The organism is Streptomyces sp. NPDC051963 (genome assembly GCF_044593495.1).
Classification (GTDB): Bacteria; Actinomycetota; Actinomycetes; order Streptomycetales; family Streptomycetaceae; genus Streptomyces.
In genome coordinates this window covers 133,611-153,950 of the sequence record NZ_JBIUCC010000011.1, presented here as the reverse complement: position 1 = coordinate 153,950, position 20,340 = coordinate 133,611, and the positions used below count along the sequence as shown (strand labels likewise).

Annotated in this window: 18 protein-coding genes and 2 tRNA genes; 9 read left to right on the top strand and 11 right to left on the bottom strand. The window is 68.6% G+C overall.

Annotated elements, in window-relative coordinates; all coding sequences use genetic code 11:
* Window positions 1-25 precede the first annotated feature (25 nt).
* Window positions 26-1,078 carry a 2-aminoethylphosphonate ABC transporter substrate-binding protein gene (locus ACIHFB_RS39265; RefSeq protein ID WP_400129400.1) on the top strand — a complete coding sequence of 351 codons (1,053 nt, stop codon included), beginning with the start codon at window positions 26-28 and terminating at the stop codon, window positions 1,076-1,078.
* Window positions 1,079-1,132: 54 nt separating this feature from the next.
* On the opposite strand, the gene ACIHFB_RS39260 is transcribed toward ACIHFB_RS39265, so the two are convergent.
* Window positions 1,133-1,912, bottom strand: coding sequence for an HAD-IIA family hydrolase (locus ACIHFB_RS39260; protein ID WP_365283203.1), 780 nt, complete (start codon window positions 1,910-1,912; stop codon window positions 1,133-1,135).
* Between the two features lie 219 nt (window positions 1,913-2,131).
* On the opposite strand from ACIHFB_RS39260, the gene ACIHFB_RS39255 reads away from it, so the two are divergent.
* Both ACIHFB_RS39255 and ACIHFB_RS39250 read left to right on the top strand, forming a co-directional pair.
* On the top strand, window positions 2,132-2,782 hold the full coding sequence (locus ACIHFB_RS39255) for a hypothetical protein (RefSeq protein WP_400129399.1): 651 nt from the start codon (window positions 2,132-2,134) through the stop codon (window positions 2,780-2,782).
* Window positions 2,783-2,788: 6 nt separating this feature from the next.
* Window positions 2,789-3,448 (top strand): class F sortase, encoded by a 660-nt coding sequence (locus ACIHFB_RS39250; protein ID WP_365283199.1) that lies wholly within the window; start codon window positions 2,789-2,791, stop codon window positions 3,446-3,448.
* 373 nt (window positions 3,449-3,821) lie between these two features.
* Here the strand turns inward: ACIHFB_RS39250 and ACIHFB_RS39245 are convergent, their stop codons facing one another.
* Window positions 3,822-4,598 carry a GAF and ANTAR domain-containing protein gene (locus ACIHFB_RS39245; RefSeq protein ID WP_365283197.1) on the bottom strand — a complete coding sequence of 259 codons (777 nt, stop codon included), beginning with the start codon at window positions 4,596-4,598 and terminating at the stop codon, window positions 3,822-3,824.
* Window positions 4,599-4,775: 177 nt separating this feature from the next.
* On the opposite strand from ACIHFB_RS39245, the gene ACIHFB_RS39240 reads away from it, so the two are divergent.
* Window positions 4,776-5,810, top strand: a complete 1,035-nt coding sequence (locus tag ACIHFB_RS39240; protein ID WP_365283195.1) for a glycoside hydrolase family 6 protein — start codon at window positions 4,776-4,778, stop codon at window positions 5,808-5,810.
* 90 nt (window positions 5,811-5,900) lie between these two features.
* Here ACIHFB_RS39240 and ACIHFB_RS39235 read toward each other — a convergent pair whose 3' ends face one another.
* From ACIHFB_RS39235 to ACIHFB_RS39225, 3 genes are all read right to left on the bottom strand, one after another.
* Window positions 5,901-7,838, bottom strand: coding sequence for a galactose oxidase-like domain-containing protein (locus ACIHFB_RS39235; protein WP_400129398.1), 1,938 nt, complete (start codon window positions 7,836-7,838; stop codon window positions 5,901-5,903).
* Window positions 7,835-9,811, bottom strand: a complete 1,977-nt coding sequence (locus tag ACIHFB_RS39230) for a glycosyltransferase family 2 protein (RefSeq protein WP_365283191.1) — start codon at window positions 9,809-9,811, stop codon at window positions 7,835-7,837. Before ACIHFB_RS39230 ends, ACIHFB_RS39235 begins: the two co-directional genes overlap by 4 nt.
* Before the next feature lie 453 nt (window positions 9,812-10,264).
* Window positions 10,265-10,338: transfer RNA gene (locus ACIHFB_RS39225), tRNA-Lys, on the bottom strand.
* A gap of 188 nt (window positions 10,339-10,526) precedes the next feature.
* Between ACIHFB_RS39225 and ACIHFB_RS39220 the strand changes: the two genes are divergently transcribed.
* The 5 genes from ACIHFB_RS39220 (at window position 10,527) to ACIHFB_RS39200 (ending at window position 16,053) form a co-directional block, all read left to right on the top strand.
* Complete coding sequence (locus ACIHFB_RS39220; protein ID WP_365283189.1) at window positions 10,527-11,819, top strand: peptidoglycan-binding protein; 1,293 nt, start codon at window positions 10,527-10,529, stop codon at window positions 11,817-11,819.
* A 57-nt stretch (window positions 11,820-11,876) separates the two neighbouring features.
* Window positions 11,877-13,001 carry an SPFH domain-containing protein gene (locus tag ACIHFB_RS39215; RefSeq protein ID WP_365283187.1) on the top strand — a complete coding sequence of 375 codons (1,125 nt, stop codon included), beginning with the start codon at window positions 11,877-11,879 and terminating at the stop codon, window positions 12,999-13,001.
* Window positions 13,002-13,111: 110 nt separating this feature from the next.
* Window positions 13,112-13,717 (top strand): lytic polysaccharide monooxygenase, encoded by a 606-nt coding sequence (locus tag ACIHFB_RS39210; RefSeq protein WP_365283185.1) that lies wholly within the window; start codon window positions 13,112-13,114, stop codon window positions 13,715-13,717.
* 103 nt (window positions 13,718-13,820) lie between these two features.
* A complete protein-coding gene (locus ACIHFB_RS39205; protein ID WP_365283183.1) occupies window positions 13,821-14,342 on the top strand; it encodes a hypothetical protein in 522 nt (173 codons plus the stop codon).
* A gap of 40 nt (window positions 14,343-14,382) precedes the next feature.
* Window positions 14,383-16,053, top strand: coding sequence for an AMP-binding protein (locus ACIHFB_RS39200; protein WP_365283181.1), 1,671 nt, complete (start codon window positions 14,383-14,385; stop codon window positions 16,051-16,053).
* A 53-nt stretch (window positions 16,054-16,106) separates the two neighbouring features.
* On the opposite strand, the gene ACIHFB_RS39195 is transcribed toward ACIHFB_RS39200, so the two are convergent.
* From ACIHFB_RS39195 to ehuB, 6 genes are all read right to left on the bottom strand, one after another.
* Window positions 16,107-16,183 (bottom strand) — tRNA-Lys (locus ACIHFB_RS39195).
* A gap of 83 nt (window positions 16,184-16,266) precedes the next feature.
* Window positions 16,267-17,025 (bottom strand): IclR family transcriptional regulator C-terminal domain-containing protein, encoded by a 759-nt coding sequence (locus tag ACIHFB_RS39190; RefSeq protein ID WP_365283179.1) that lies wholly within the window; start codon window positions 17,023-17,025, stop codon window positions 16,267-16,269.
* A gap of 196 nt (window positions 17,026-17,221) precedes the next feature.
* The gene (gene ehuA / locus ACIHFB_RS39185) at window positions 17,222-18,001 is read right to left on the bottom strand and encodes an ectoine/hydroxyectoine ABC transporter ATP-binding protein EhuA (protein ID WP_365283499.1); all 780 of its coding nucleotides are present in this window, start codon (window positions 17,999-18,001) and stop codon (window positions 17,222-17,224) included.
* A gap of 7 nt (window positions 18,002-18,008) precedes the next feature.
* Window positions 18,009-18,659 carry an ectoine/hydroxyectoine ABC transporter permease subunit EhuD gene (gene ehuD / locus ACIHFB_RS39180; protein WP_365283177.1) on the bottom strand — a complete coding sequence of 217 codons (651 nt, stop codon included), beginning with the start codon at window positions 18,657-18,659 and terminating at the stop codon, window positions 18,009-18,011.
* The gene (gene ehuC / locus ACIHFB_RS39175; RefSeq protein ID WP_365283175.1) at window positions 18,656-19,375 is read right to left on the bottom strand and encodes an ectoine/hydroxyectoine ABC transporter permease subunit EhuC; all 720 of its coding nucleotides are present in this window, start codon (window positions 19,373-19,375) and stop codon (window positions 18,656-18,658) included. Before ehuC ends, ehuD begins: the two co-directional genes overlap by 4 nt.
* A complete protein-coding gene (gene ehuB, locus ACIHFB_RS39170) occupies window positions 19,372-20,265 on the bottom strand; it encodes an ectoine/hydroxyectoine ABC transporter substrate-binding protein EhuB (RefSeq protein ID WP_365283173.1) in 894 nt (297 codons plus the stop codon). Before ehuB ends, ehuC begins: the two co-directional genes overlap by 4 nt.
* Between the last annotated feature and the right edge of the window lie 75 nt (window positions 20,266-20,340).

Below are 20,340 nucleotides of genomic sequence, written 5' to 3'. Positions count from 1 at the left end.
CATCCTGCTAGGAGTTCACCTCGCCATGCCTCGCAACAGGATCGTCCCGATCGCCGCCCTCTGTCTCCTCGCCGCCCCGCTCACCGCCTGCGCGGGCACCTCCGCCGCCTCCGACGAGAAGATCGTCACCGTCTACAGCGCCGACGGCCTCAAGGGCGAGAACGGCGACGGCTGGTACGACCAGATCTTCAAGGACTTCGAGAAGGAGACCGGGATCAAGGTCGAGTACGTCGAGGGCGGCTCCGGCGAGGTGGTGCAGCGCGCCGTCCGCGAGAAGAGCAACACCCAGGCCGACGTGCTCGTCACGCTCCCGCCGTTCATCCAGCAGGCCGACGGCAAGGGTCTGCTCCAGAAGTACGCCCCGGCCGGATCCGACCAGGTCAACGGCGCCGACAAGGGGGCCGACGGCACCTGGACCTCCGTCGTGAACAACTACTTCGGGTTCATCTACAACAAGAAGGAGCTCAAGCAGGCCCCCACCACGTGGGAGCAGCTCCTCGACGCCGAGTACAAGAACAAGCTCCAGTACTCCACGCCCGGTGTCGCCGGTGACGGAACCGCAGTCCTCATCAAGGCGATGCACGACTTCGGCGGCGAGAAGGCCGCCATGGACTACCTCGGCAGGCTCCAGTCCAACAACGTCGGCCCGTCCGCCTCCACCGGCAAGCTCGCGCCCAAGGTCGACAAGGGCGAACTCCTCGTGGCGAACGGCGATGTCCAGATGAACTTCGCCCAGGCCAAGTCCATGCCGAACCTCGCCATCTGGTTCCCGGCGACCGCCACGGGGAAGCCCACCACCTTCGCCCTGCCCTACGCGGCCGGGCTCGTCACCGACGCCCCGCACAGCGAGAACGCCAAGAAGCTCCTCGACTACATACTCGGCCGGAAGGCCCAGCAGCAGGTCAGCGCGATCGGCGGCGGCTTCAGCGCCCGCCAGGACATCAAGGCCACCGACGCCAACGCGATCGCGCTCACCAAGCTCATGGACGGCGTGGAGGTCTTCGAACCCGACTGGGCCGACATCGACAAGAACCTCACGTCGTACGTGGACGCCTGGAAGTCGGCCACGGGCAGCTGACTCTTCTCACTCGGACGCGATTCACTCGGCGCGATTCATTCAGCCGCGATTCATTCAGACGCGATCGACGAGGTCGGCGATCGAATCGACGACCTCGGTGGGCCGGAAGGGGAAACGGTCGATGTCGGTCTGTGTCGTGAGCCCGGTGAGCACGAGGAACGTGGTCATGCCCGCTTCGAGTCCGGCCAGCACATCGGTGTCCATGCGGTCGCCGATCATCGCGCTGGACTCGGAGTGGGCTCCGATGGTGTTGAGGCCGGTGCGCATCATCAGCGGGTTCGGCTTGCCGACGAAGTAGGGTTCCTTGCCGGTCGCCTTGGTGATCAGCGCGGCCACCGACCCGGTGGCGGGCAGCACCCCTTCCGGGGACGGACCGGTGTTGTCCGGGTTGGTGGCGATGAAGCGGGCGCCGCCGTTGATCAGTCGGATCGCCTTGGTCAGGGCCTCGAAGGAATAGGTGCGCGTCTCACCCAGGATCACGAAGTCGGGGTCGGTGTCGCTGAGGATGTAGCCCACGTCGTGCAGCGCCGTGGTCAGACCGGCCTCGCCGATCACATAGGCAGTGCCGTTGGGCCGTTGACCGTCGATGAACTTGGCGGTCGCCAACGCAGAGGTCCAGATGTTCTCCATCGGCACTTCGAGGCCGATCCGGTTCAGCCTGGCGTGCAGGTCCCGGGCGGTGTAGATCGAGTTGTTCGTCAGGACGAGGAAGGGCTTGCCGGAATCGCGCAGCTTCTTGATGAAGGCATCCGCGCCGGGGATCGGGACTCCCTCGTGCATGAGGACCCCGTCCATGTCGGTGAGCCATGATTCGATGGGCTTGCGCTCAGTCATGAGGTGCGGACTCCTGCCCTGTCGGTCAACGTGATGACCATGCTATTCACCCGGCTGGATGATGGCCCCTGCGGCCGACCTCAGTTCTTCCCACCGGGCTCGTCGACCGGATCTGAAACCCGGCACCCGCGAAATCCAACTCGGACGGAGTAGCCCGGCCCCGCTGAAGATGCGGTGCCCGGCCCCGCGGGGGAGCCTCCTGAGTACTGGAGGTTCTCGATGGGTCCACTGAAAGTCACTCTCTGTGCGGGTGCGGCGATCTTCGCGGCGCTCACCCCGGCAGCCCATGCGGCGGACGGAGGCGGCATCTCGGTGACCCCCACGTCCCCGGCCCCCGGCACCGACATCTCGCTGAAGGCCACCGGCTGCGCCGGCAGCACCGGCACCGCGGTCTCGGCGGCGTTCGTCGCCGACGCCCGGCTCACCGGCGCGGACGGCACGCTCGTCGGGGAGACCCGCGTGAGCTCATCGATCACGGCCGGTACGTACGACGTGCAGGTCACCTGCGTCGGAGTGCAGGTGAAGGCCGCCCTCACCGTCGTAGCCAAGAGTGAGCCGCAGACAGAGACAGAGACACAGCCGCAGCCACAGACACAGCCGCAGCCACAGACACAGCCGCAGACCCAGCCACAGACACAGCCCTCCGCCTCGCCCCTTCTCGAACCCACCGCTGTTGCCTCCTCGCCCGTGGCGCCCGTCCAGGCGGGCGGCGGCGGTACGGCCCGGCTCGCCGCCGAAGCCGAGGCCGACAGCGATACCGACGAGGCCGGACCCGGTACCGCGCACGCGGTGACCGGACTGGTCCTGGCGGGTGTCGCCGCGGTCGCCGTGGCGCTGCGCAGCGTCCGGCGGAGCCGCGGGACGGACTGACCGGCGATGTCCGAGCGCTCCTCGGGTGCCGGCCGCCTCACGACGGGGGTGGTCTGGGCGGTGCTGCTGCTCGCGCTGTGGCTGTGGGGGCGGGAGGTCACCGACGTACGGCACGGGACGGCGGCACCGACCACGGGCGACGTGGCTGCGGTCGGCAGACCCCCAGACGCCGAACTTCCGCCCGCCGCAAAGCCGTTGGGGGCCGCGCTGCCGCAGCGCATCGACATCCCCTACCTGGGCGTGCAGGCCCCGGTCGTGGCCCGCGGGCTCGATGCACAGGGGGCCGTCGACCCACCGCCCTTCGACCAGGCCGGAGTGGTCGGCTGGTACGCGGGCGGTGCGAAACCGGGCGCCGCGGGCACCGCGCTCATGGTGGGGCACGTCGACACCGCGACCCGCCCCGCCGTCTTCTACAAGATCAGCGCCCTCAAGCCCGGCGAGACGGTCCGGGTCATCCGCGACGACGGCAAGGTCGCCGAGTTCACCGTCGACGACGTCCAGGTTGTCACCCGCGACCACTTCGACGCCCACCAGGCCTACGGCCCCCACCAGACCGGCCGCGCAGAGCTGCGCCTGATCACCTGCGGCGGCAGCTTCGACCAGGCGACCCGCAGTTACACGGCAAACGTGATCGTATCGGCGTACCTGACGGGTACGGGACTGTGACTCTTACGGTGGGGCAGCGCCCCGTCAGGGGCGCGGGGAACTGCGCGACAAGCCCCCACGGCGCCGCACCCGACCACCACCCCATAGCGGCACCCCCCTTACGGCCAAACCCAGTGGAGCGACCCGGCCCGGTCGACGACCCGCTCCCCCCGAAGCCGTCGACCGGGCTGGTCCTCGACCGCGCGCGCTCGGGTTGCGGGAGTAACCCGGCGACGGCGCGGGAGGCCTGGAAGCCACGGTGGGGGACGACTGGCCGGGGGCTGGGGCCGTCGTGGTCGACTGTAGAACGAAAAGCGTTGCCTGGTATAGGGGCTGATTGACGCCAAGTCCCGGAACCGTGGCGCTGTGTCATCCGCGCAGGTGGTGCGGGGTTCTATGCGGGTCCGTCGGCCGTCCCCTCGGCCTCCCTGCGCAACTCGGCGTCATCCGCGACCCGTTCGATGACAGCGCTTGCCACCCGGTCCAGCGGAAGCCTGCGCCGGCGCGCGTACTGCCGTAGCGCCACGAACGCCTCGTCGGCCCGCATGTCCCAGCGCTCCGCCAGCATCCCCTTCGCCTGCTCGATCCGCACCCGGCTCGACAGGGCTTCCTGCAACTGCCCGGCCAGCGTGCGGTACTGGGCGTACACGCGGTGGTTCTGGAGCCCTACGGCGGCGGCGTCGGCGAGGGCCTGGGCGAGCCGCAGCTCCGCCTCCCCTTCGGGCCCGTCGTGCTCGGGCAGCGTCGGCACGAACACGTTGAGCGCGCCGAGCAGGGTCTCGCGGCGGCGCAGCGGCACCGCGAAGGTCGCCATCACGTCGTGCCGCAGCGCCCGCTCGGTGAAGTCCGGCCAGCGGGCGTCCGCGTGGGCGAGCCGGATGGAGACCGGCGGCACCGGCTGGCCGGAGCTGTAGCTGTCCAGACAGGGCCCGCCGCTGTGCTGGGCCTGGAGCAGGTCGAGGGCGATCTCCTGCTGCCGGCTGCTCCCGGCGAGCGACACCGCCCGCCCGCCGTCGATCAACATGATCCCGGCCGCCCGCGCGGCCAGCAGTTCCACGCAATGATCGGAGATCACCTGTAAGTAATGCGTGGCCTCGAAGGCGTCGGTGAGCGTGTCCGCCGCCTCCACCAGAGCCTCTGCGAGCCGGATCTCCCGGCCGGTGTGGTGCATCCCCGCGCACTCCCCTTCGCGTCCCCGCGCACCCCCCGGTTGGACGCACGCGTACCCAGACCATCGGGGGTGTAACAGCTCTCCGACAAGGCTCGGGGCGATCTCGTGGGCGCAGCGTGACGTATGTCAGGATTGAACCTTGAGCGGTGCGGAACGGTGCACCCAAGGGGGAGTTGGATGTACGGCAGCAGGGGGGTGGTGTCTTTGTCGGCCGGAACACGGGCGTCCGCAGCGGTACTGGGGGCGGCGCTGCTGATCGCGGGGTGCTCCTCCGGGGACGGCGGGGAGGAGGACGCCGGCGACGCCGGTGCGAAGATCTCCCAACAGCCCAAGGGGACCGACCCGTTCTGGGTCAACCCGGAGGGGAACGCGGCGGAGCAGGTCGCGACCTACGAGAAGGACGGCAAGGAGGAGGACGCCGAGCAGATCCGCAAGATAGCTCAGCAGCCGACGGGTCAGTGGCTCACTCCGGAGAGCGCCGAGCAGGAGGCGCGCGGCTTCACCGAGGCCGCCGAGAAGGCCGACCGGGACGCACTGCTCGTCCTCTACAACATTCCGCACCGCGACTGCGGCCAGTTCTCCAGCGGCGGCGCCGCGGACGGCAACGCCTACCGTGAGTTCATCGACCAGGTCGCCAAGGGCATCGGTGACCGCTCCACGACCGTGATCCTCGAACCGGACGCGGTTCTGCACCTGGTCGACGGCTGCACCCAGGAGGAGTTCCACGAGGAGCGCTACGACCTCCTCAAGGGCGCCATCGAGAAGCTCAAGTCCCTGAAGAACACCAAGGTCTACCTGGACGCGGGCAACGCCGGCTGGGGCCACCCCGACCAGATCTTCGAGCCCCTCCAGTGGGCGGGCGTCGACAAGGCGGACGGTTTCTCGGTCAACGTCTCGAACTTCTACACCACCGAGGACTCCATCGCCTACGGCAAGGAGCTCTCCGCGAAGGTCGGCAACAAGCCCTTCGTCATCGACACCAGCCGCAACGGAAACGGCCCCTACACCGAGGGCGACGCCGACGAGCGCTGGTGCAACCCGCCCGGTCGCGCGCTCGGTGAGACCCCGACGACCGAGACGGCGGACGACCTGGTCGACGCGTACGTCTGGGCCAAGCGCCCCGGTGAGTCGGACGGCGAGTGCAAGGGCGGCCCCAAGGCGGGGGAGTGGTGGCCGGAGTACGCGCTGAACCTGGCCAAGGCCAGCAAGTGACGCCATGACCACGTGACGCCATGACCAGGGGGCGCCCTCCTTCGCGGAGGGCGCCCCCTGGTGCGTGTCGGTCCGGCCGGTGCGTGTCGGTCAGGGGACCTGGACCCACTGCGCCTTGCTGGGCGTCCCCTGGTCGTCGGTCACGAAGAGCATGTACCAGCCCGACTGAACCAGGTTCTTGTTCTTCGGCACCGTCACCGTGATCTTGTCCCCCGACACCTTGTAGTCCAGCGCGATCGACCGCTGATCGACATCGGTGACATGCGTGGACGCGCTCGGCCGGATCAACCGCACCTTCTTGATCGTCGACGCGTGCTGCGAGGTGAACGTCCCCGTACCGCCGCGCTTGATGGTCTGCGGACCGCCCGACAACGACGGCTGCGCATCCCGGAACAGATACGGCGGCGTGTAGATCTCGATGCGCTGCTCGAACTTCCCGGGCTTGGTGTCGGCCTTGTCGCTGTACAACGAGTCCGAGCCGAAGAACATCACCCGGCCGTCGGGCAGCAGGATCGAACCGGAGTGGTAGTTGCGGCCCACCAGCGGGTCGGCGACGCGCTTCATGTCGCCGGTCGCGGCGTCGTACATATGCGCCTGGAGGATGTTGGAGTCGCCGCGGCCACGGTAGTCCTCGGAGCCGCCGGAGATCAGCACGGTGTCGTCCGGCAGTACGGACGCCTGCGGATACCGGGTGCCCTTCTCCAGCGAAGGCCCGTCGGTGAACGCCGGGTTCGCGTCCTTCAGATCGATCAGCCGGGTCTTCTCGCTGGACAGCTTGGACTCGCCGACGCCACCCCCGCCGATCACCATGTACTTCTCGTCCTGCGCCGGCGGCAGCAGCACGGTGTTCGCGGTCTCCAGCATGTTCGCGTCGCTCAGCCCGGGCAGCTTGGTGAACTTGTTGGTGTCCACGTCCCAGATGCCGGGGTCACGCCCCACGTCGTCGGGTCCGTAGCCCGCGTTCGCACCCGAGTAGAAGATCTTGCCGTTCTGCGTCAGGAACAGCGCCGGATACGTCGGGAACTGCCGGATCTTATCCGTGTACGTCCACTTCTTGGTCGCCGGGTCGAAGATCTCGTTCTTGCCCGGGACCAGCTGGCCGATGTCGTCGAGGCCGGAGACGCTGAGGACCTTGCCGTCGCTCAGTGTGGTGAGCGTCGGATACCAGCGGGCCTCGTTCATCGGGTCGACCTTGATGTACTTCTCGGCGATCGGGTCGAACTCGAAGGCGTCCCGGATGCCCTGGAAGTCCTTCTTGTCGAGCGCGAGCTTCTGCGCGATGCCGTAGGTGTTGCGGGCGGCGGTGCCGGTCAGACCCTGGATCCGGTAGTTGTCCTGGGTGCCGGTCTCGTACTTCTCGCCCTTCTGCTGCGCCTCGACATAGATACGGCCAAGTCCCGGGTCGTTGCGCTTGAACTCGCCGGTCGTCTCGTCGAACACCTTCTTCGCGCGCGGCACCAGCACCGGGTCCTTGGAGACGAACGTCTTGCCGTTCTCCTTGCCGGTGAACTTGGTGCCCGCGGGCAGCGTGATCGGCTTGTCCGGGTTCTCGTTGTGGACGATCATCAGGCCGCCGGCCTTGGTGACGTCACCCTTCAGCTTCTCGTACCGCTTGGTGCCGCCCGCGATCAGCAGATTGCCGTTGGCGAGCTGGGTGTGGCCGGTGCAGAACAGGTCGCTGGGGGTCGGCACCGTCTTGATGGTGCCCTTGACCGGGTCCCAGATCCGGGTGTCGAACTTCTTCGCGTCGAAGTTCTCCTGGTCGTTGCCCGAGCCCGCGACGAGCAGCACCTTGCCGGTGCGCAGCAGCGCCGCGTGGATGGTGTTCTGCCGGTACTCCTCCGGGAACTCGACGATCTTCCAGTGCCCGTTGTCGGCTTTGTACTCGGGTCTGTTGATCTGGTACTCGTGATACTTCTCGGTCCCGACGCGATACAGCCACGGCCCGTTCATCCCGGCCAGCGCGAGAACCACCGCCGTGCCTATCGCGAGTCGACGGACACGGCGGCGGCCGGCCTGGTCTTTCATTCCTTACGTCCCCCAAGTCCACCCAGGGCGATTTGCATGGTCTGGTCGTTGCCGCCGCCCGAGGGCGGCTGCGCGGCGGCCCAGCTCGGCTTCTGCTGCGGGGCGTGCGGCGCCGGCAGCGGCTGTGCCTGGTGCGGCACGACCGGCACCGCGTCCTGCGGCTCCGGCTGAGCCGGCCCGGCGGGCCTCTTCCTCTCCTGCCGCATCATGTACCGCCAGGCGAAGATGGGCGTGGCCGTGATCAGCATGGCGAAGCAGGCCCAGATGATCATCGCGGGGTGCGAGTGGCCGTAGACGAAGCCGGCGGTGATCGAGGCGGCGAAGATCAGGATGAAGTACCAGTGGTACCGGAAGGTTCCGAACCACCGGTCCGGGCTGGCCGAGTCGCCCTTGGGCGTGACCACGAACTTGCTCTTCTTACGGAGCATGGCGTCGATCAGCGCCTTCGCGTAGAGCGGCGCCGACAGCGCGGACATCACCATGCCGGCCACACCGCCGGAGCCCTCGGGCTCGTGCGGCGAGACGTTGTGGCGGCGGTTCCAGACGTAGAGGCCGATCTGGAGGGCGGAGGCGTTGCCGTAGAGCATCAGCCACACGGTCGGGTCGATGTTCACACCCGAGGCGCCCAGACCCAGGAACAGCGCACAACTGATCGCCGCCAGGATCCAGTTCAGGGCCGACATCGGGTAGAAGATGATCATCATCGTGTAGTTGAAGAGCTTGCTCGGCGGCAGCGAGTAGAAGCCCTTCCAGTACTGCTTGAGGATCGTCTCGTACGTTCCGCGCGACCAGCGCATCTGCTGGGTGAAGAAGTCCGTCCAGGCGCTCGGGCCCTCACCGACGGCGAGCACGTCCGGCGTGTAGACCGAGCGCCACTTCCTCCCCGTCGCCGGGTTCTTGTGCCGGTGGATCTCGAAGCCGGTCGCCATGTCCTCGGTGATCGAGTCGTACAGACCGCCGATCTGCTTCAGCGCCCTGATGCGTACGGCGTTGGAGGTGCCCACGAACATCGGCGCGCCGTAGCGGTTGCCGGCGCGCTGGATCAGGGCGTGGAAGAGGAACTGCTGGGACTCGGCGGCCTTGGTGACGAACGTGTCGTAGTTGCCGTAGACCTGCGGGCCGATGACGAAGCCGACGTCCGGGTCGCGGAAGAAGCCGAGCATCCGCTCCAGGTAGTTGGGCAGCGGCACATGGTCGGTGTCGACGGAGGCGAAGAAGTCGTACTGGTCGCCGTGCGCGTCCAGCCAGGCGTTGTAGTTGCCGTGCTTGGTCTTGGCGCGGTGCGGGCCCTTCGCCTGGTTCCACTTGGCGACGCCCTTGCGGGAGAAGTGGTGCACGCCGAGCCGGGCGCAGACCTCCTTGACCGCCGGGTCGTCGCCCTCGTCGAGCAGCCAGACGTGCATGAGGCCCCGGTGGCGCAGCTTGACGGCCGCCTCCAGGGTCTTCGTCACCATCTCCAGCGGCTCCTTGCCGGGCACGAAGGAGGTCAGGAAGGCGACTCGCGTGCCAGTCTCGGGCACCACCGGGATGGGGTCGCGGGCGACCAGGGTGGCGTGCGCGTTCGACAGCACGTTCATGCAGCGGAAGAACTCGATCAGGCCGATCGAGACGAGCATCACTATGTCGAGGGCCGGCAGGAAGTCGTACGCCGGGTAGTCGCGTACGGTCCAGTGCACCGGCTGGAGCAGCCAGGCGAGCAGGACCAGCGAGAGCAGCGGCGCGGCGATCAGCATCAGCGCCACTCTGAGGCGGTGCGGCTCCTGTGAGATCAAGGAGCGGTACTGCACTCTGTAGGGCTTGCTCGGATCGGGTTGCGTGAGGGGGCCCGCCAGCCGGCTGTAGTGCTCGTAGTCGTACTTCGGCAGCGTCTTCTTGATGCGGCGGAATGCGCCGGTCCGATGCGATGGCACCCTGAGCTGGGTCGTCTGTGACGGGTCGAAGTTCTGCCGGGCGCCCGTCGGCGTCGACGTCATGAGTCATCCCCCCACACGCGGTTCAGCGCGTGTCTGTCGGTTCCTTACACCTGCTCGAGTCCCCCTAGACCTTCACAGGCGTATCAGTAGTGGGCCGCTGTCACCACATCTTCCACACCACTAGACATGGAACTGCGACCTTCCGGTTGCATGATGCCCCCCTCGGCATCGACTCATGAACGGGGCCCCTCTCCCCGCGTCAACCGGCAACCGGCTCCTTGCCCCCCAAGTGCCGCGAATCCGCAGCATCTTGAAAAACAGGGTTCTACGGCGTTCATCATGATCGCAAGATGCGAAACGCGGTGTTTACCGGTCATACGCGTTCATTGTGGCAGCTGTGGGGGTCTTGTGGACCCCGTGTGGGCGAACGGGCACGACTGTTCGAGGGCGGGCTTGAGGCGGGCGCCCGGTATGCGAAAGGCCCCCCGCCTGAGCGAGGGGCCCTGCCGTCGGTGCGCCGCCAGGGACTCGAACCCCGGACCCGCTGATTAAGAGTCAGCTGCTCTAACCAACTGAGCTAGCGGCGCCTGCTGACCTGCACGACTTTACCCGACACCGGAGGGTGCTCCGGACCACGGGTGCCCGGGGCGGCCGGGGCCCGGCGGGGCCCGCGTACATCATTCGGACCGTCAGCATGCGAGTCGGGAAGACAGTTGAGAAACTGATCAACGTACACGGACGCGAACATTTCCAGCTGGAATGTGAGGGGAATCGCATGACGACTCCGGTATTCGAGGAGTTCGATCCCGCGAGTGACTGCGACTGCCCGGGATGTGTTCACTGGCGTCGGGTTCTGCCGTATTCCGCGGCCGGCCGCAAAAGCGGTCACCCGGCCGCCCGTCACGCGCTGGTCGTGGCCGCCGCGGCGCTTGTCGCAACGCAGGCGGCACCGGCCGTCGCCGCCCCGCACACCTCCCATCAGCCGGACGTCGTCGCAGGTGACGAGCCCGACAGCCCGCAGGGCGGCAGGGGGCCGTTGCACGGTCCGGGCAACCGGCCGACAGAGCCCACCGCCGGGGAGAAGGCGCCGGCGACCACCCGGGCGGAGATCATCAAACGGGCCAAGAAATGGGTCGCGGCGAAGGTGCCGTACAGCATGAGCCGCTACTGGTCCGACGGATACCGGCAGGACTGTTCGGGCTTCGTCTCGATGGCCTGGAAGCTGCCCGGAAACGAATGGACCGGCAGCCTCGACCAGTACGGGGTGCGGGTTTCCAAGGACGATCTGCTGCCCGGCGACATTCTGCTGTTCCACAATCCGGCGAACCCGGAGAACGGCTCGCACGTCGTCATCTTCGGCAGCTGGACCGACTACAAGCACACCTCCTACATCGCCTACGAGTCCACCCGCCCGTTCGCCCGCAAGCGGACCACCCCCTACGCCTACTGGACCCATTCCGACCGCTATGTCGCCTACCGCTACAAGGGGCTGGCGGCAGGCGCGGGGGGCGCGAAGCCGAGCGTGCCCGACGCGACGCCGTACCCGGGAGTGGCGTACTTCGGTCCCGGCGCCAACAACAAGCACGTCACCGAACTGGGCCGCATGCTCGTCAAGCGCGGCGCCGGCCGCTTCTACTCCTCGGGTCCGGGCCCGCGCTGGACGGACGCCGACACCAGGGCGACCCAGGCCTTCCAGCGCGCCCAGGGCTGGAGCGGCGCCGACGCGGACGGGCTGCCGGGGCCGCAGACCTGGGCGCTGCTCGTCAACGGCCGGGGCAAGGACATCACCGAGGGGGCGGCCGGACCGGCCGCCCCCTCCTCCCATGGGGTGCCCGGCTACCCGGGGCGGGCGATGTTCCGTCCTGGCGCCGACAACAAGTACGTCACCCAGCTCGGCCGGCAGCTGGTGAAGAAGGGGTTCGGCAAGCACTACCTGGCCGAACCGGGTCCGCGCTGGGGCGAGGCGGACCGGCGCGGCGTCGAGGCCTTCCAGCGCTCCCAGGGCTGGCGGGGCGGCGCGGCGGACGGCTTCCCGGGGCCGGAGACCTGGCGGCGGCTGTTCGCCTGACCCACGGCCGCCCATCCCACTGTTCTTTCGCATCTGGCGCGGAGGCTGGAGGCACCCATGACCACGACGACATCGCACACGCCCGACTCCGAGGATCCGATCGAGGGCGCCTCCCGGCCGGCCCGGCTGATCCGGAACGAGGCGACCACCGAGATCCCCGTCCATCTGCTGTTCCGCGACGACCCCGACCCGGTGTCCGTCCCCCTCCGGCCCGCCGTCGTGGGCCGTCGGCAGGGCACGGGCGAGCAGCCTCGGCTGCACCGTCCGGCACCGGCGAGGGCGGCCCGCCCGGTGCCGGAGGCGGACCCCGACCTGGTGGAGCGTCAGGCGCGGGTGCTGCCCGGTGTGGTGGGAGTGCTCGCCGGGGGGACCGGGGTGGCCGGATCCGTTCTCATCTCGTGGTGGGCGGGCGCGCTGCCGTCGCCCGTGACGGCGGGGCTGGGGCTGCCGGTGACCGCGGGCGCCGGGCTCGGGCCCGCGCAGTGGGCGGCGTACGCCGGGGCCGGGGCCCTCGGTCTGTTCGGGTTCGGCGGGCTGGCCCGGGGGCGGACCGGGCGGGCCTGGGTGCTCGGTCTGTTCGGCCGCTACCGGGGGACCGTCCGGCGTACCGGCCTGATGTGGGTGAACCCGCTGCTGCTGCGCCGCCGGGTCGACGTACGGCTGCGGCACTGGCGCAGCGAGCCGATGCCCGCGGCCGACGGCAGCGGGGTCGCGCTGCGGGTCGTCGTCCTCGTGGTGTGGCGGGTGCGGGACACCGCGCGGGCCACGCTGGCCGTCGAGGACCATGAGACGTATCTGCGCGAGTGCGTGGAGGCCGCGCTGGCCCGGGTTCCGGTGGAGATGCCGGGCGCCGCGAAGCCGTCCGTGGACGCGGCGGCCGACGCGCTGACCCGGCTGGTCGCGGCGGACGCGACGCCGGTCGGCCTGGAGGTGTTCTCGGTGCAGCCGGTGCGCGTCGAATACGCCCCCGAGGTCGCCGCCGCCATGCACCGCCGCCGGATCGCCGCGCTGGACGCCCAGCACCGGGCGAGCATGCTCACGTCGGTCGTCGACTCGGTCGAGGACACGGTGACGCGGCTGACGATGCGTGGGCTGGTCGATCTCGACGACTACGAACGCAAGGTTCTGGTGAAGGACTTGACGGTGGCGTTCTGCTCCGGACGGGGCGAAACGGGGCCCTGAACCTGTTCCACGATTGGTATGGACATGTTCAAGTAACGGCAATAATCTGAAACTTGGTCTAGACCTGCACGGCTCAGTGAACTTCCCCCACGTTCTCCAGGAGCGGCAGTATGCGTAACAAGACCAAGTTGTCCGCCATCGCTGTGGGCCTCGCCACGACCGGAGCCCTCGTGCTCTCCTCCGGCGGCGCCAGCGGCCACGGCTACACCGACCTTCCCATCAGCAGGCAGAAGCTCTGTCAGAACGGCTCCGTGCCCAACTGCGGCTCCATCCAGTGGGAGCCGCAGAGCGTCGAGGGCCCGAAGGGCTTCCCGGCGTCCGGTCCCGCGGACGGGCAGATATGCAACGCGGGACTGGGCCAGTTCGCCCAGCTCAGCGCACCGAAGGCACCGTCGGGCGCCGCCTGGCCCACCACCAGGGTGTCGGGCGGTCAGAGCTACACGTTCCGCTGGCAGTTCACCGCCATGCACGCCACGACCGACTTCAAGTACTACGTCACCAAGGCGGGCTGGAACCAGAACCACAACCTGGCCCGCTCGGACCTCAACCTCACCCCGTTCTTCACCGTCCCCTACAACGGCCAGCGCCCGCCGCAGACCCTCTCGCACACCGGCACCCTGCCCGGCGGTCTGAGCGGTCATCACGTCATCGTGGCCGTCTGGACCATCGCGGACACGTCCAACGCGTTCTACGCCTGCTCCGACGTCACGTTCTGAGCATGGCTTGAGCAAATCGGGCACTCCCCACGGGTACGTTCCCCCTACGCCGACATGACCATGACGGCGTAGGGGAGCTCTGCTCGACCTCGGGGGAAGTGCCATGGATGTGATCTTCTACGCCGTACCCAGCCTGATCATGGCTGTCGTCCTTTTCATGGCGTACCGCGTGCTGCGCCGCTGGTGGCAGATCCGCAGTGCCTGGAGCAGCGGACTGACGGCGGAGGGGCGGTGTCTGCGGTCGTACACGACGGTGCACGGCGGCAGCAACGACACGTCCGTGCGGACGACGCTGCACCACGTCTACGAGTTCACCACCCATGACGGCCGCCCCGTCCGCTTCGAGGAGGAGGGCGGTCCGGGGACCGTCATCGAGGGCGACTTCGTCACGGTCCACTACACCGACGGCCGAGAGGTCGTCGCCACGGCCCATACGCCCCGCCGGGCCAAGCACGCGGCGGCCACGATCGGGATCCTGGCGTTCCTCGGGGTGGCCGTGGTGTTCTGCGTCGGCTTCATGGTCACCTACAACCAGATGTCCGACGGTTTCGGCTTCGGTTTCGGCGAGGACGTCGACGACACCACCGACACCGTCGTCGTCGACGGCGTCACGTTGACCCCGTGACCCTCCACATCTGACGGTCCATCAACTACCGTACGCGGCCATGGAGTCCAGGGCGCGTACGGTCGCGGAACTCATAGCCGGGCGGTGGGGCGACCACCGCCCGGGGCTGTGGTTCGAGGAGCGGACACTCACCCACCACGGGCTGGCGGCCGGGGCGGCGGCCCGTGCGGCGCTGCTGGCCGATCTGCTGCCGGCGGGCGCTGAGCCGCATATCGGGGTGCTGCTCGACAACACCCCCGAATACCCGCTGTGGTTGGCGGCCGCCTCCCTCGCCGGCGCGGCCGTCGCCGGGATCAATCCCACCCGCCGCGGCCCCGAACTCGCCCGCGACATCCTGCACACCGACTGCCGGATCCTCCTCACCGAACGCACCCGCCTCCCTCTCCTCACGGGCCTCGAACTCCCCGACGTGCGGATCCTGTTGACCGACACACAGGAGTACGACGACCTGCTCGCGCCCTACGCCGACGCCCGCCCGGACGCCTCGCGGGCCACCCCGGACGACCGTCTCCTGCTGTACTTCACCTCCGGCTCGACCGGCGCCCCCAAGGCCGCCATCTGCTCCCAGGGCCGCCTGGCCGCCGCCGGACACTCCCTGGTGGACCACTTCGACGTGCGCCCGGACGACGTGCACTACATCTGCATGCCGATGTTCCACGGCAACGCGGTGATCGCCGACTGGGCGCCCGCGCTGGCGGCCGGGGCGGGGGTGGCGCTGCGGCGGCGGTTCTCGGCGTCGGGGTTCCTGGCGGACGTACGGCGGTACGGGGCGACGTACTTCACGTATGTGGGGCGGGCCGTGCAGTACGTCCTCGCCACCGAGGAGCGGCCCGACGACCGGGACAATCCGCTGCGGCTCGGGTTCGGCACGGAGGCGGGGGCGGTGGACGCGGCGGCCTTCGAGCGGCGGTTCGGGGTGCGGCTGGTGGAGGGGTACGGGTCCTCGGAGGGCGGGGCGGCGGTGCAGTGGACGCCGGGCACCCCGGCGGGGGCGGTCGGGCCGGCGACATCGGGGCTGGTGATCCTCGATCCGGACGGCGACAAGGAGTGCCCGGCGGCCGAGTTCGACGGCGCCGGGCGGCTGCTCAACGGCGAGCAGTCGATCGGCGAGCTGGTGAACCGGGGCCCGAACCCCTTCGAGGGCTACTGGCGCAACCCGGAGGCGGACGCGGCACGGCTGCGTGACGGCGCGTACCGGACCGGCGACCTCTTCTACCGGGACGCCGAGGGGTTCCTGTACTTCGCCGGGCGGATGGACGACAGGCTGCGCGTCGACAGCGAGAACCTCGCCGCCGCGATGATCGAGAACATCCTCGCCCGGTACGAGGGGGCGGACGCCGTCGCCGTGTACGCGGTGCCGGACCCGGTGACCGGTGACCAGGTGATGGCGGCGGTCTCCGGGGACTTCGACCCGCTCGGCTTCGCGGAGTTCCTGCTCGCCCAGCCGGATCTGGGCACGAAGATGGCGCCCACTTTCGTACGGGTCGTGGAGCGGATGCCCGTGACGGCGACGAACAAGATCCACCGGGCGAAGCTGCGGAAGGAAGGGTTCCGGTGCGCCGATCCCGTGTGGTGGCGACCGACGGGGGAGTACGCATACCGGAGGCTGACCCAAGAAGACGTAGAAGGGCCTCTCGCTCCCACGAGAGGCCCGGCTTCAGGGGGTGTGGGTGGCGAAGCCCCCACAACGCGCGGCGCAGCCGCGCAGTAACAGCGATGGCGAGACCGGTTCGCGCTTTCCGCGAACATGCCTCGCCATCGACATGGTGCGCCGCCAGGGACTCGAACCCCGGACCCGCTGATTAAGAGTCAGCTGCTCTAACCAACTGAGCTAGCGGCGCATAACCCTCGTCGACCGCGACTTGGTCTTGCTCGCGGCGACGGAAAAATACTACCCGGTCCTCAGGGGTGCTCCTGACCAACGTCAGATGGCCAGGGAGAGCAGCACCGGGGCGGCGTTGCGGTTCAGGGCGTCGGCCGCCTGCTTGAGGCGGTGGGCGTGCTCGACGGGGAGTGAGAGAGCGAGGCAGCCCACGGCGGCGCCGGCCGTGATCGGGACGGCCGCGCAGACCGTGCCGACCGCGTACTCCTGGAGGTCGAGGTGGGGCACGGTGGGCGGCTGGGCCTCCAGGCGGGAGAGCAGCAGCCGGTCGCTGGTGATGGTGCGCGAGGTGAGGCGGGGCATCTTGTGCCGGGAGAGATGGTCCCGGCGGCTGTTGTGGTCGAGCTGGCCGAGCAGGCTCTTGCCGATCGCGGTGGCGTGGGCGGAGAAGCGGAAGTCGACCCATTCGTTGACCGCGGGGGTGGTGGGACCGTCGGCGTACTGGGTGACCTTGATCTCGCCGTCGACGTACCGGCTGATGTAGACGGCGGCGCCCACCGAGTCGCGCAGCCGGTCGAGGGTGCCCTGGAGCTTCTCGCGCAGGGCCTGGTCACGGCCGTGCGCGGAGGTGAGGCGGGCGAGGGCCTCGCCGGTGACATAGGCGCCGTCGGCGATCTGCTCGACGTACCCCTCGCGGCGCAGCATCCGCAGCAGCGTGGTCAGCCGCTCGGGGTCGAGGCCGGTGTGCCGGGCGAGTTCGGTGTCGGTGACTCCGGCGGGGTGCCGCGCCACGGTCTCCAGTACGCGCAGGGCGTCCTGGGCCGAGTGGTACGGCGCGGTCGGCTCGTGCTTCAGCGCCACGGTGATCCCCCTGCGCTCGCTCTTTGGCCGCAATCCGGTCAGCGGATCCTCTCCACGATAACGGGCAAGAGGCTTGTAGTGAGCGGTTGTTGACGAGATTCCGGCGCTCTCAGCAGGGGGACTGACACGCTGGCATATGCCACGGACAAGCGCCGAGAGATGGCTCTCGGCGCTTGTCCGCGTTCACCTCCTGTATTCACAGCACCGCGCTGAGGAATTCCCGCGTTCGGTCCTGCTCGGGTTCGCTGAAGATCTTCTCCGGCGGGCCGGACTCGATGACCCGGCCGGAATCGAACATCAGGACCTGGTCCGAGATGTCCCGGGCGAAATTCATCTCGTGGGTCACACAGAGCATGGTGATGTCGGTGGTGCGGGCGATGTCCCGGAGGACGTCGAGCACACCGGCGACCAGCTCGGGGTCGAGCGCGGAGGTCACCTCGTCGAGCAGCAGCACCTGCGGCCGCATCGCCAGCGCCCGCGCGATGGCGACGCGCTGCTGCTGGCCGCCGGACAGCTGGGTCGGCCGGGAGTCGCACTTGTCGGCGAGGCCCACCATGTCCAGCAGCCCGCGCGCCCGCTCCTCCGCCTCGTCCTTGGACAGGCCGAGCACGGTGACCGGCGCCTCGGTGATGTTCCTGAGGACCGTCATGTTCGGGAACAGGTTGAACTGCTGGAACACCATTCCGATGTTCTTGCGGACCTCGCGGACCTGCTTCTCCGGCGCCGGGAACAACTGCTGTCCGTCGACGGTGATGGTGCCCTCGTCGGGCTTGGTCAGCGTCATCAGCAGCCGCAGGATCGTGGTCTTGCCGGAGCCGGACGGGCCGATGAGGGTGACGTGCTTGCCGGAGGAGACGGAGAAGTCGAGCTGGTCGAGCACCGTGTTCGCCCCGAACCGCTTGGTCACGTGGTCGAAGCGGATCAGTTCGCTGCCGTCCACCGGCCGGTTGGTGTTCGCGTCGGTTTCTTTCGTCAGAGGGGTGTCAGCGGACAAGGCGTCGCTCCAGGGCTCGTACGAGAAGGGAGGCCGGATAGGCGATGACGATGAAGGCCACACCGATCACGGTGAGGGGCTCGGTGAACTGGAAGTGCTCCTGCGAGAACAGACGCGCCTCGCCGAGCATCTCCATCACCGTGATGGTCATCAGGATCGGTGTGTCCTTGAGCATCGCGATGACGTAGTTGCCGAGAGCCGGCACGACCCGTCGGATCGCCTGCGGCAGGATCACCGCGGTCCAGGTGCGCCCCAGCGGCAGGTTCAGCGCGGTCGCCGCCTCCCACTGGCCGGCGGGCACCGCCTCGATGCCGGCGCGGTAGACCTGCATCGTGTACGTCGAGTAGTGCAGCCCGATCGCGACGACGCCCGTGGTCAGCGCGGAGAACGTGATGTTCCACTCGGGCAGCACGTAGAAGAAGAAGAACAACTGCACCAGCAGCGGGGTGTTGCGGATGAACTCCGTGACCACCCCGACCGGCCAGCGCACCCAGCGGGTCGGCGTTCGCATCAGCAGCGCCCACACCAGGCCCAGCGCGAACGAGATCAGCGAGCCGAGGACGAGGATCTGCAGGGTGACCAGCAGTCCGTCCCAGAAGTGCGGCATGAAGTCGGCGACAGCGCCCCAGTCCCAGGTCATGAAGAACCTCCCGCGCCCACGCCGGTCGTCTCAGGTCGGTGCAGCTCCTGCTCGGCGGTGCGCCCGACCGGCGTGCCGAGTCCGGCCTTGAGCTTGCGCTCCAGACCTCGCATGAGCCGCGTCAGCAGGAAGGCGATGACGAAGTAGATCAGCAGTACGTACGTGTAGATCTCCGCGCTCTCCTGTAGCGCGAGCCGCACCAGGTTGGCGCTGAAGGCCAGGTCGCCCATGCCCATCACGGACACCAGCGCGGTTCCCTTGAGCAGTTCGATCAGCAGGTTGGAGAAGGGAGGGATCATCTCCGGTACGGCCTGCGGCAGCAGGATCAGCCGCATCCGCTGCCAGGGCGTGAAGCTGAGCGCGATCCCGCCCTCACGCTGCGCCGGATCGACGGAGTTCAGCGCACCGCGCACGACCTCGGCGCCGTACGCGCCGTACGTCAGCCCGAGCGCGAGAGTGCCGGCCCACAGGGGGACCAGCTGCCAGCCGAACGCGATCGGCAGCACGAAGAACACCCAGAAGATCATGATCAGCGCCGAGGTCCCGCGGAACACCTCGGTGTAGAAGCCCGCGAGGAAGCGGACGATCCACAGCCGATGGGTTCGGGCGATGCCGACCACGAAGGCGACGGCCGCCGCCAGCAGGCCGCTGAGGACCAGCAGCTGGATCGTGACCCAGACGCCTTTGATGACGAGTTCCCACAGTCCCGAGGTCATCCGCCGCACAGCTCCTTCGCGGTGAGATCGGTCATCTCGGCCTTGGTGAAGCCGAAGGGCTGGAGGATGCGGAACAGCTCGCCGCTCTTCTTCAGCTTCCGCAGCTCCACATTGAAGGCGTCCCGCAGTTTCGTCTCCGTCTGGCGGAATGCGAAGGCGCCGCCGTCGACATGCGGTTTGCCGTCGAGCAGTGGCTTGAAGGGTTCGGTCGACTCGGCCTTGCCGGACTTCTTCACCACCTCACGCGTGGTGAGCGCGGTCCCGGCGAAGGCGTCGACGCGCCCCGCCTCCACGGCGTTCAGCCCGGCGACCTGGTCGGGGACGATCAGGATGTCGCTCTCCTTGTACCCCGCCTGGACGGCGTACTCGATCTCCGCGTAACCGGTTCCGGTGGCGAACTTCGCCTTCTTCTCGACGATGTCCTTGTAGTCGTGCAGCCCTTTCGGATTTCCCTTGCGCACGATGAAGGCGTCGAGCATCTGGTAGTCCGGATCGGCGAAGATGACCTGTGCGCAGCGCTCGGGGTTGACGTACATCCCGGCCGCGACGACATCGAACTGCTGTGAGTTCAGCCCGGGTATCAGCGAGCCGAACTCCGTCGGCACGGGCTGCACGCTGTCCACCCCGAGCCGTTTGAAGATCGCTTTCGCCAGCTCCGGTGCCTCACCGGTCAGTTCGCCGTCCGTGTTGATGTATCCGAACGGGATCTCACCCGCTATCCCCAGGCGTACGACACCCTGCGCCTTGAGCCGGTCGAGCAGATCACCGCCCTCCGTGGACGAGGCCGTGGCGACGCGCGAGCAGCCTGCGGCACCCAGCGCGCCGACCGCCGCCACCCCCGCGAGCAGCGACCGGCGCGTGGGCCCGGACGTATATGAGCCATGTTCCATAGATGGAGCCATGGCGGCGCGGCTACCCGACCTCATGTGACTTATGCGGGCCGATTTCGGCCCCGCTCCTGGCCA

Excerpts from the sequence above, each read along its gene's own strand:
- ehuC (WP_365283175.1), bottom strand. The coding sequence starts at position 19,375 with ATGACCTCGGGACTGTGGGAACTCGTCATCAAAGGCGTCTGGGTCACG.
- ACIHFB_RS39230 (WP_365283191.1), bottom strand. The coding sequence starts at position 9,811 with ATGACGTCGACGCCGACGGGCGCCCGGCAGAACTTCGACCCGTCACAG.
- ACIHFB_RS39205 (WP_365283183.1), top strand. The coding sequence starts at position 13,821 with ATGGATGTGATCTTCTACGCCGTACCCAGCCTGATCATGGCTGTCGTC.
- ACIHFB_RS39240 (WP_365283195.1), top strand. The coding sequence starts at position 4,776 with ATGTACGGCAGCAGGGGGGTGGTGTCTTTGTCGGCCGGAACACGGGCG.
- ACIHFB_RS39200 (WP_365283181.1), top strand. The coding sequence starts at position 14,383 with ATGGAGTCCAGGGCGCGTACGGTCGCGGAACTCATAGCCGGGCGGTGG.
- ACIHFB_RS39255 (WP_400129399.1), top strand. The coding sequence starts at position 2,132 with ATGGGTCCACTGAAAGTCACTCTCTGTGCGGGTGCGGCGATCTTCGCG.
- ACIHFB_RS39220 (WP_365283189.1), top strand. The coding sequence starts at position 10,527 with ATGACGACTCCGGTATTCGAGGAGTTCGATCCCGCGAGTGACTGCGAC.
- ehuD (WP_365283177.1), bottom strand. The coding sequence starts at position 18,659 with ATGACCTGGGACTGGGGCGCTGTCGCCGACTTCATGCCGCACTTCTGG.
- ACIHFB_RS39260 (WP_365283203.1), bottom strand. The coding sequence starts at position 1,912 with ATGACTGAGCGCAAGCCCATCGAATCATGGCTCACCGACATGGACGGG.
- ehuB (WP_365283173.1), bottom strand. The coding sequence starts at position 20,265 with ATGGAACATGGCTCATATACGTCCGGGCCCACGCGCCGGTCGCTGCTC.
- ACIHFB_RS39215 (WP_365283187.1), top strand. The coding sequence starts at position 11,877 with ATGACCACGACGACATCGCACACGCCCGACTCCGAGGATCCGATCGAG.
- ACIHFB_RS39245 (WP_365283197.1), bottom strand. The coding sequence starts at position 4,598 with ATGCACCACACCGGCCGGGAGATCCGGCTCGCAGAGGCTCTGGTGGAG.
- ACIHFB_RS39250 (WP_365283199.1), top strand. The coding sequence starts at position 2,789 with ATGTCCGAGCGCTCCTCGGGTGCCGGCCGCCTCACGACGGGGGTGGTC.
- ACIHFB_RS39210 (WP_365283185.1), top strand. The coding sequence starts at position 13,112 with ATGCGTAACAAGACCAAGTTGTCCGCCATCGCTGTGGGCCTCGCCACG.
- ACIHFB_RS39235 (WP_400129398.1), bottom strand. The coding sequence starts at position 7,838 with ATGAAAGACCAGGCCGGCCGCCGCCGTGTCCGTCGACTCGCGATAGGC.
- ACIHFB_RS39265 (WP_400129400.1), top strand. The coding sequence starts at position 26 with ATGCCTCGCAACAGGATCGTCCCGATCGCCGCCCTCTGTCTCCTCGCC.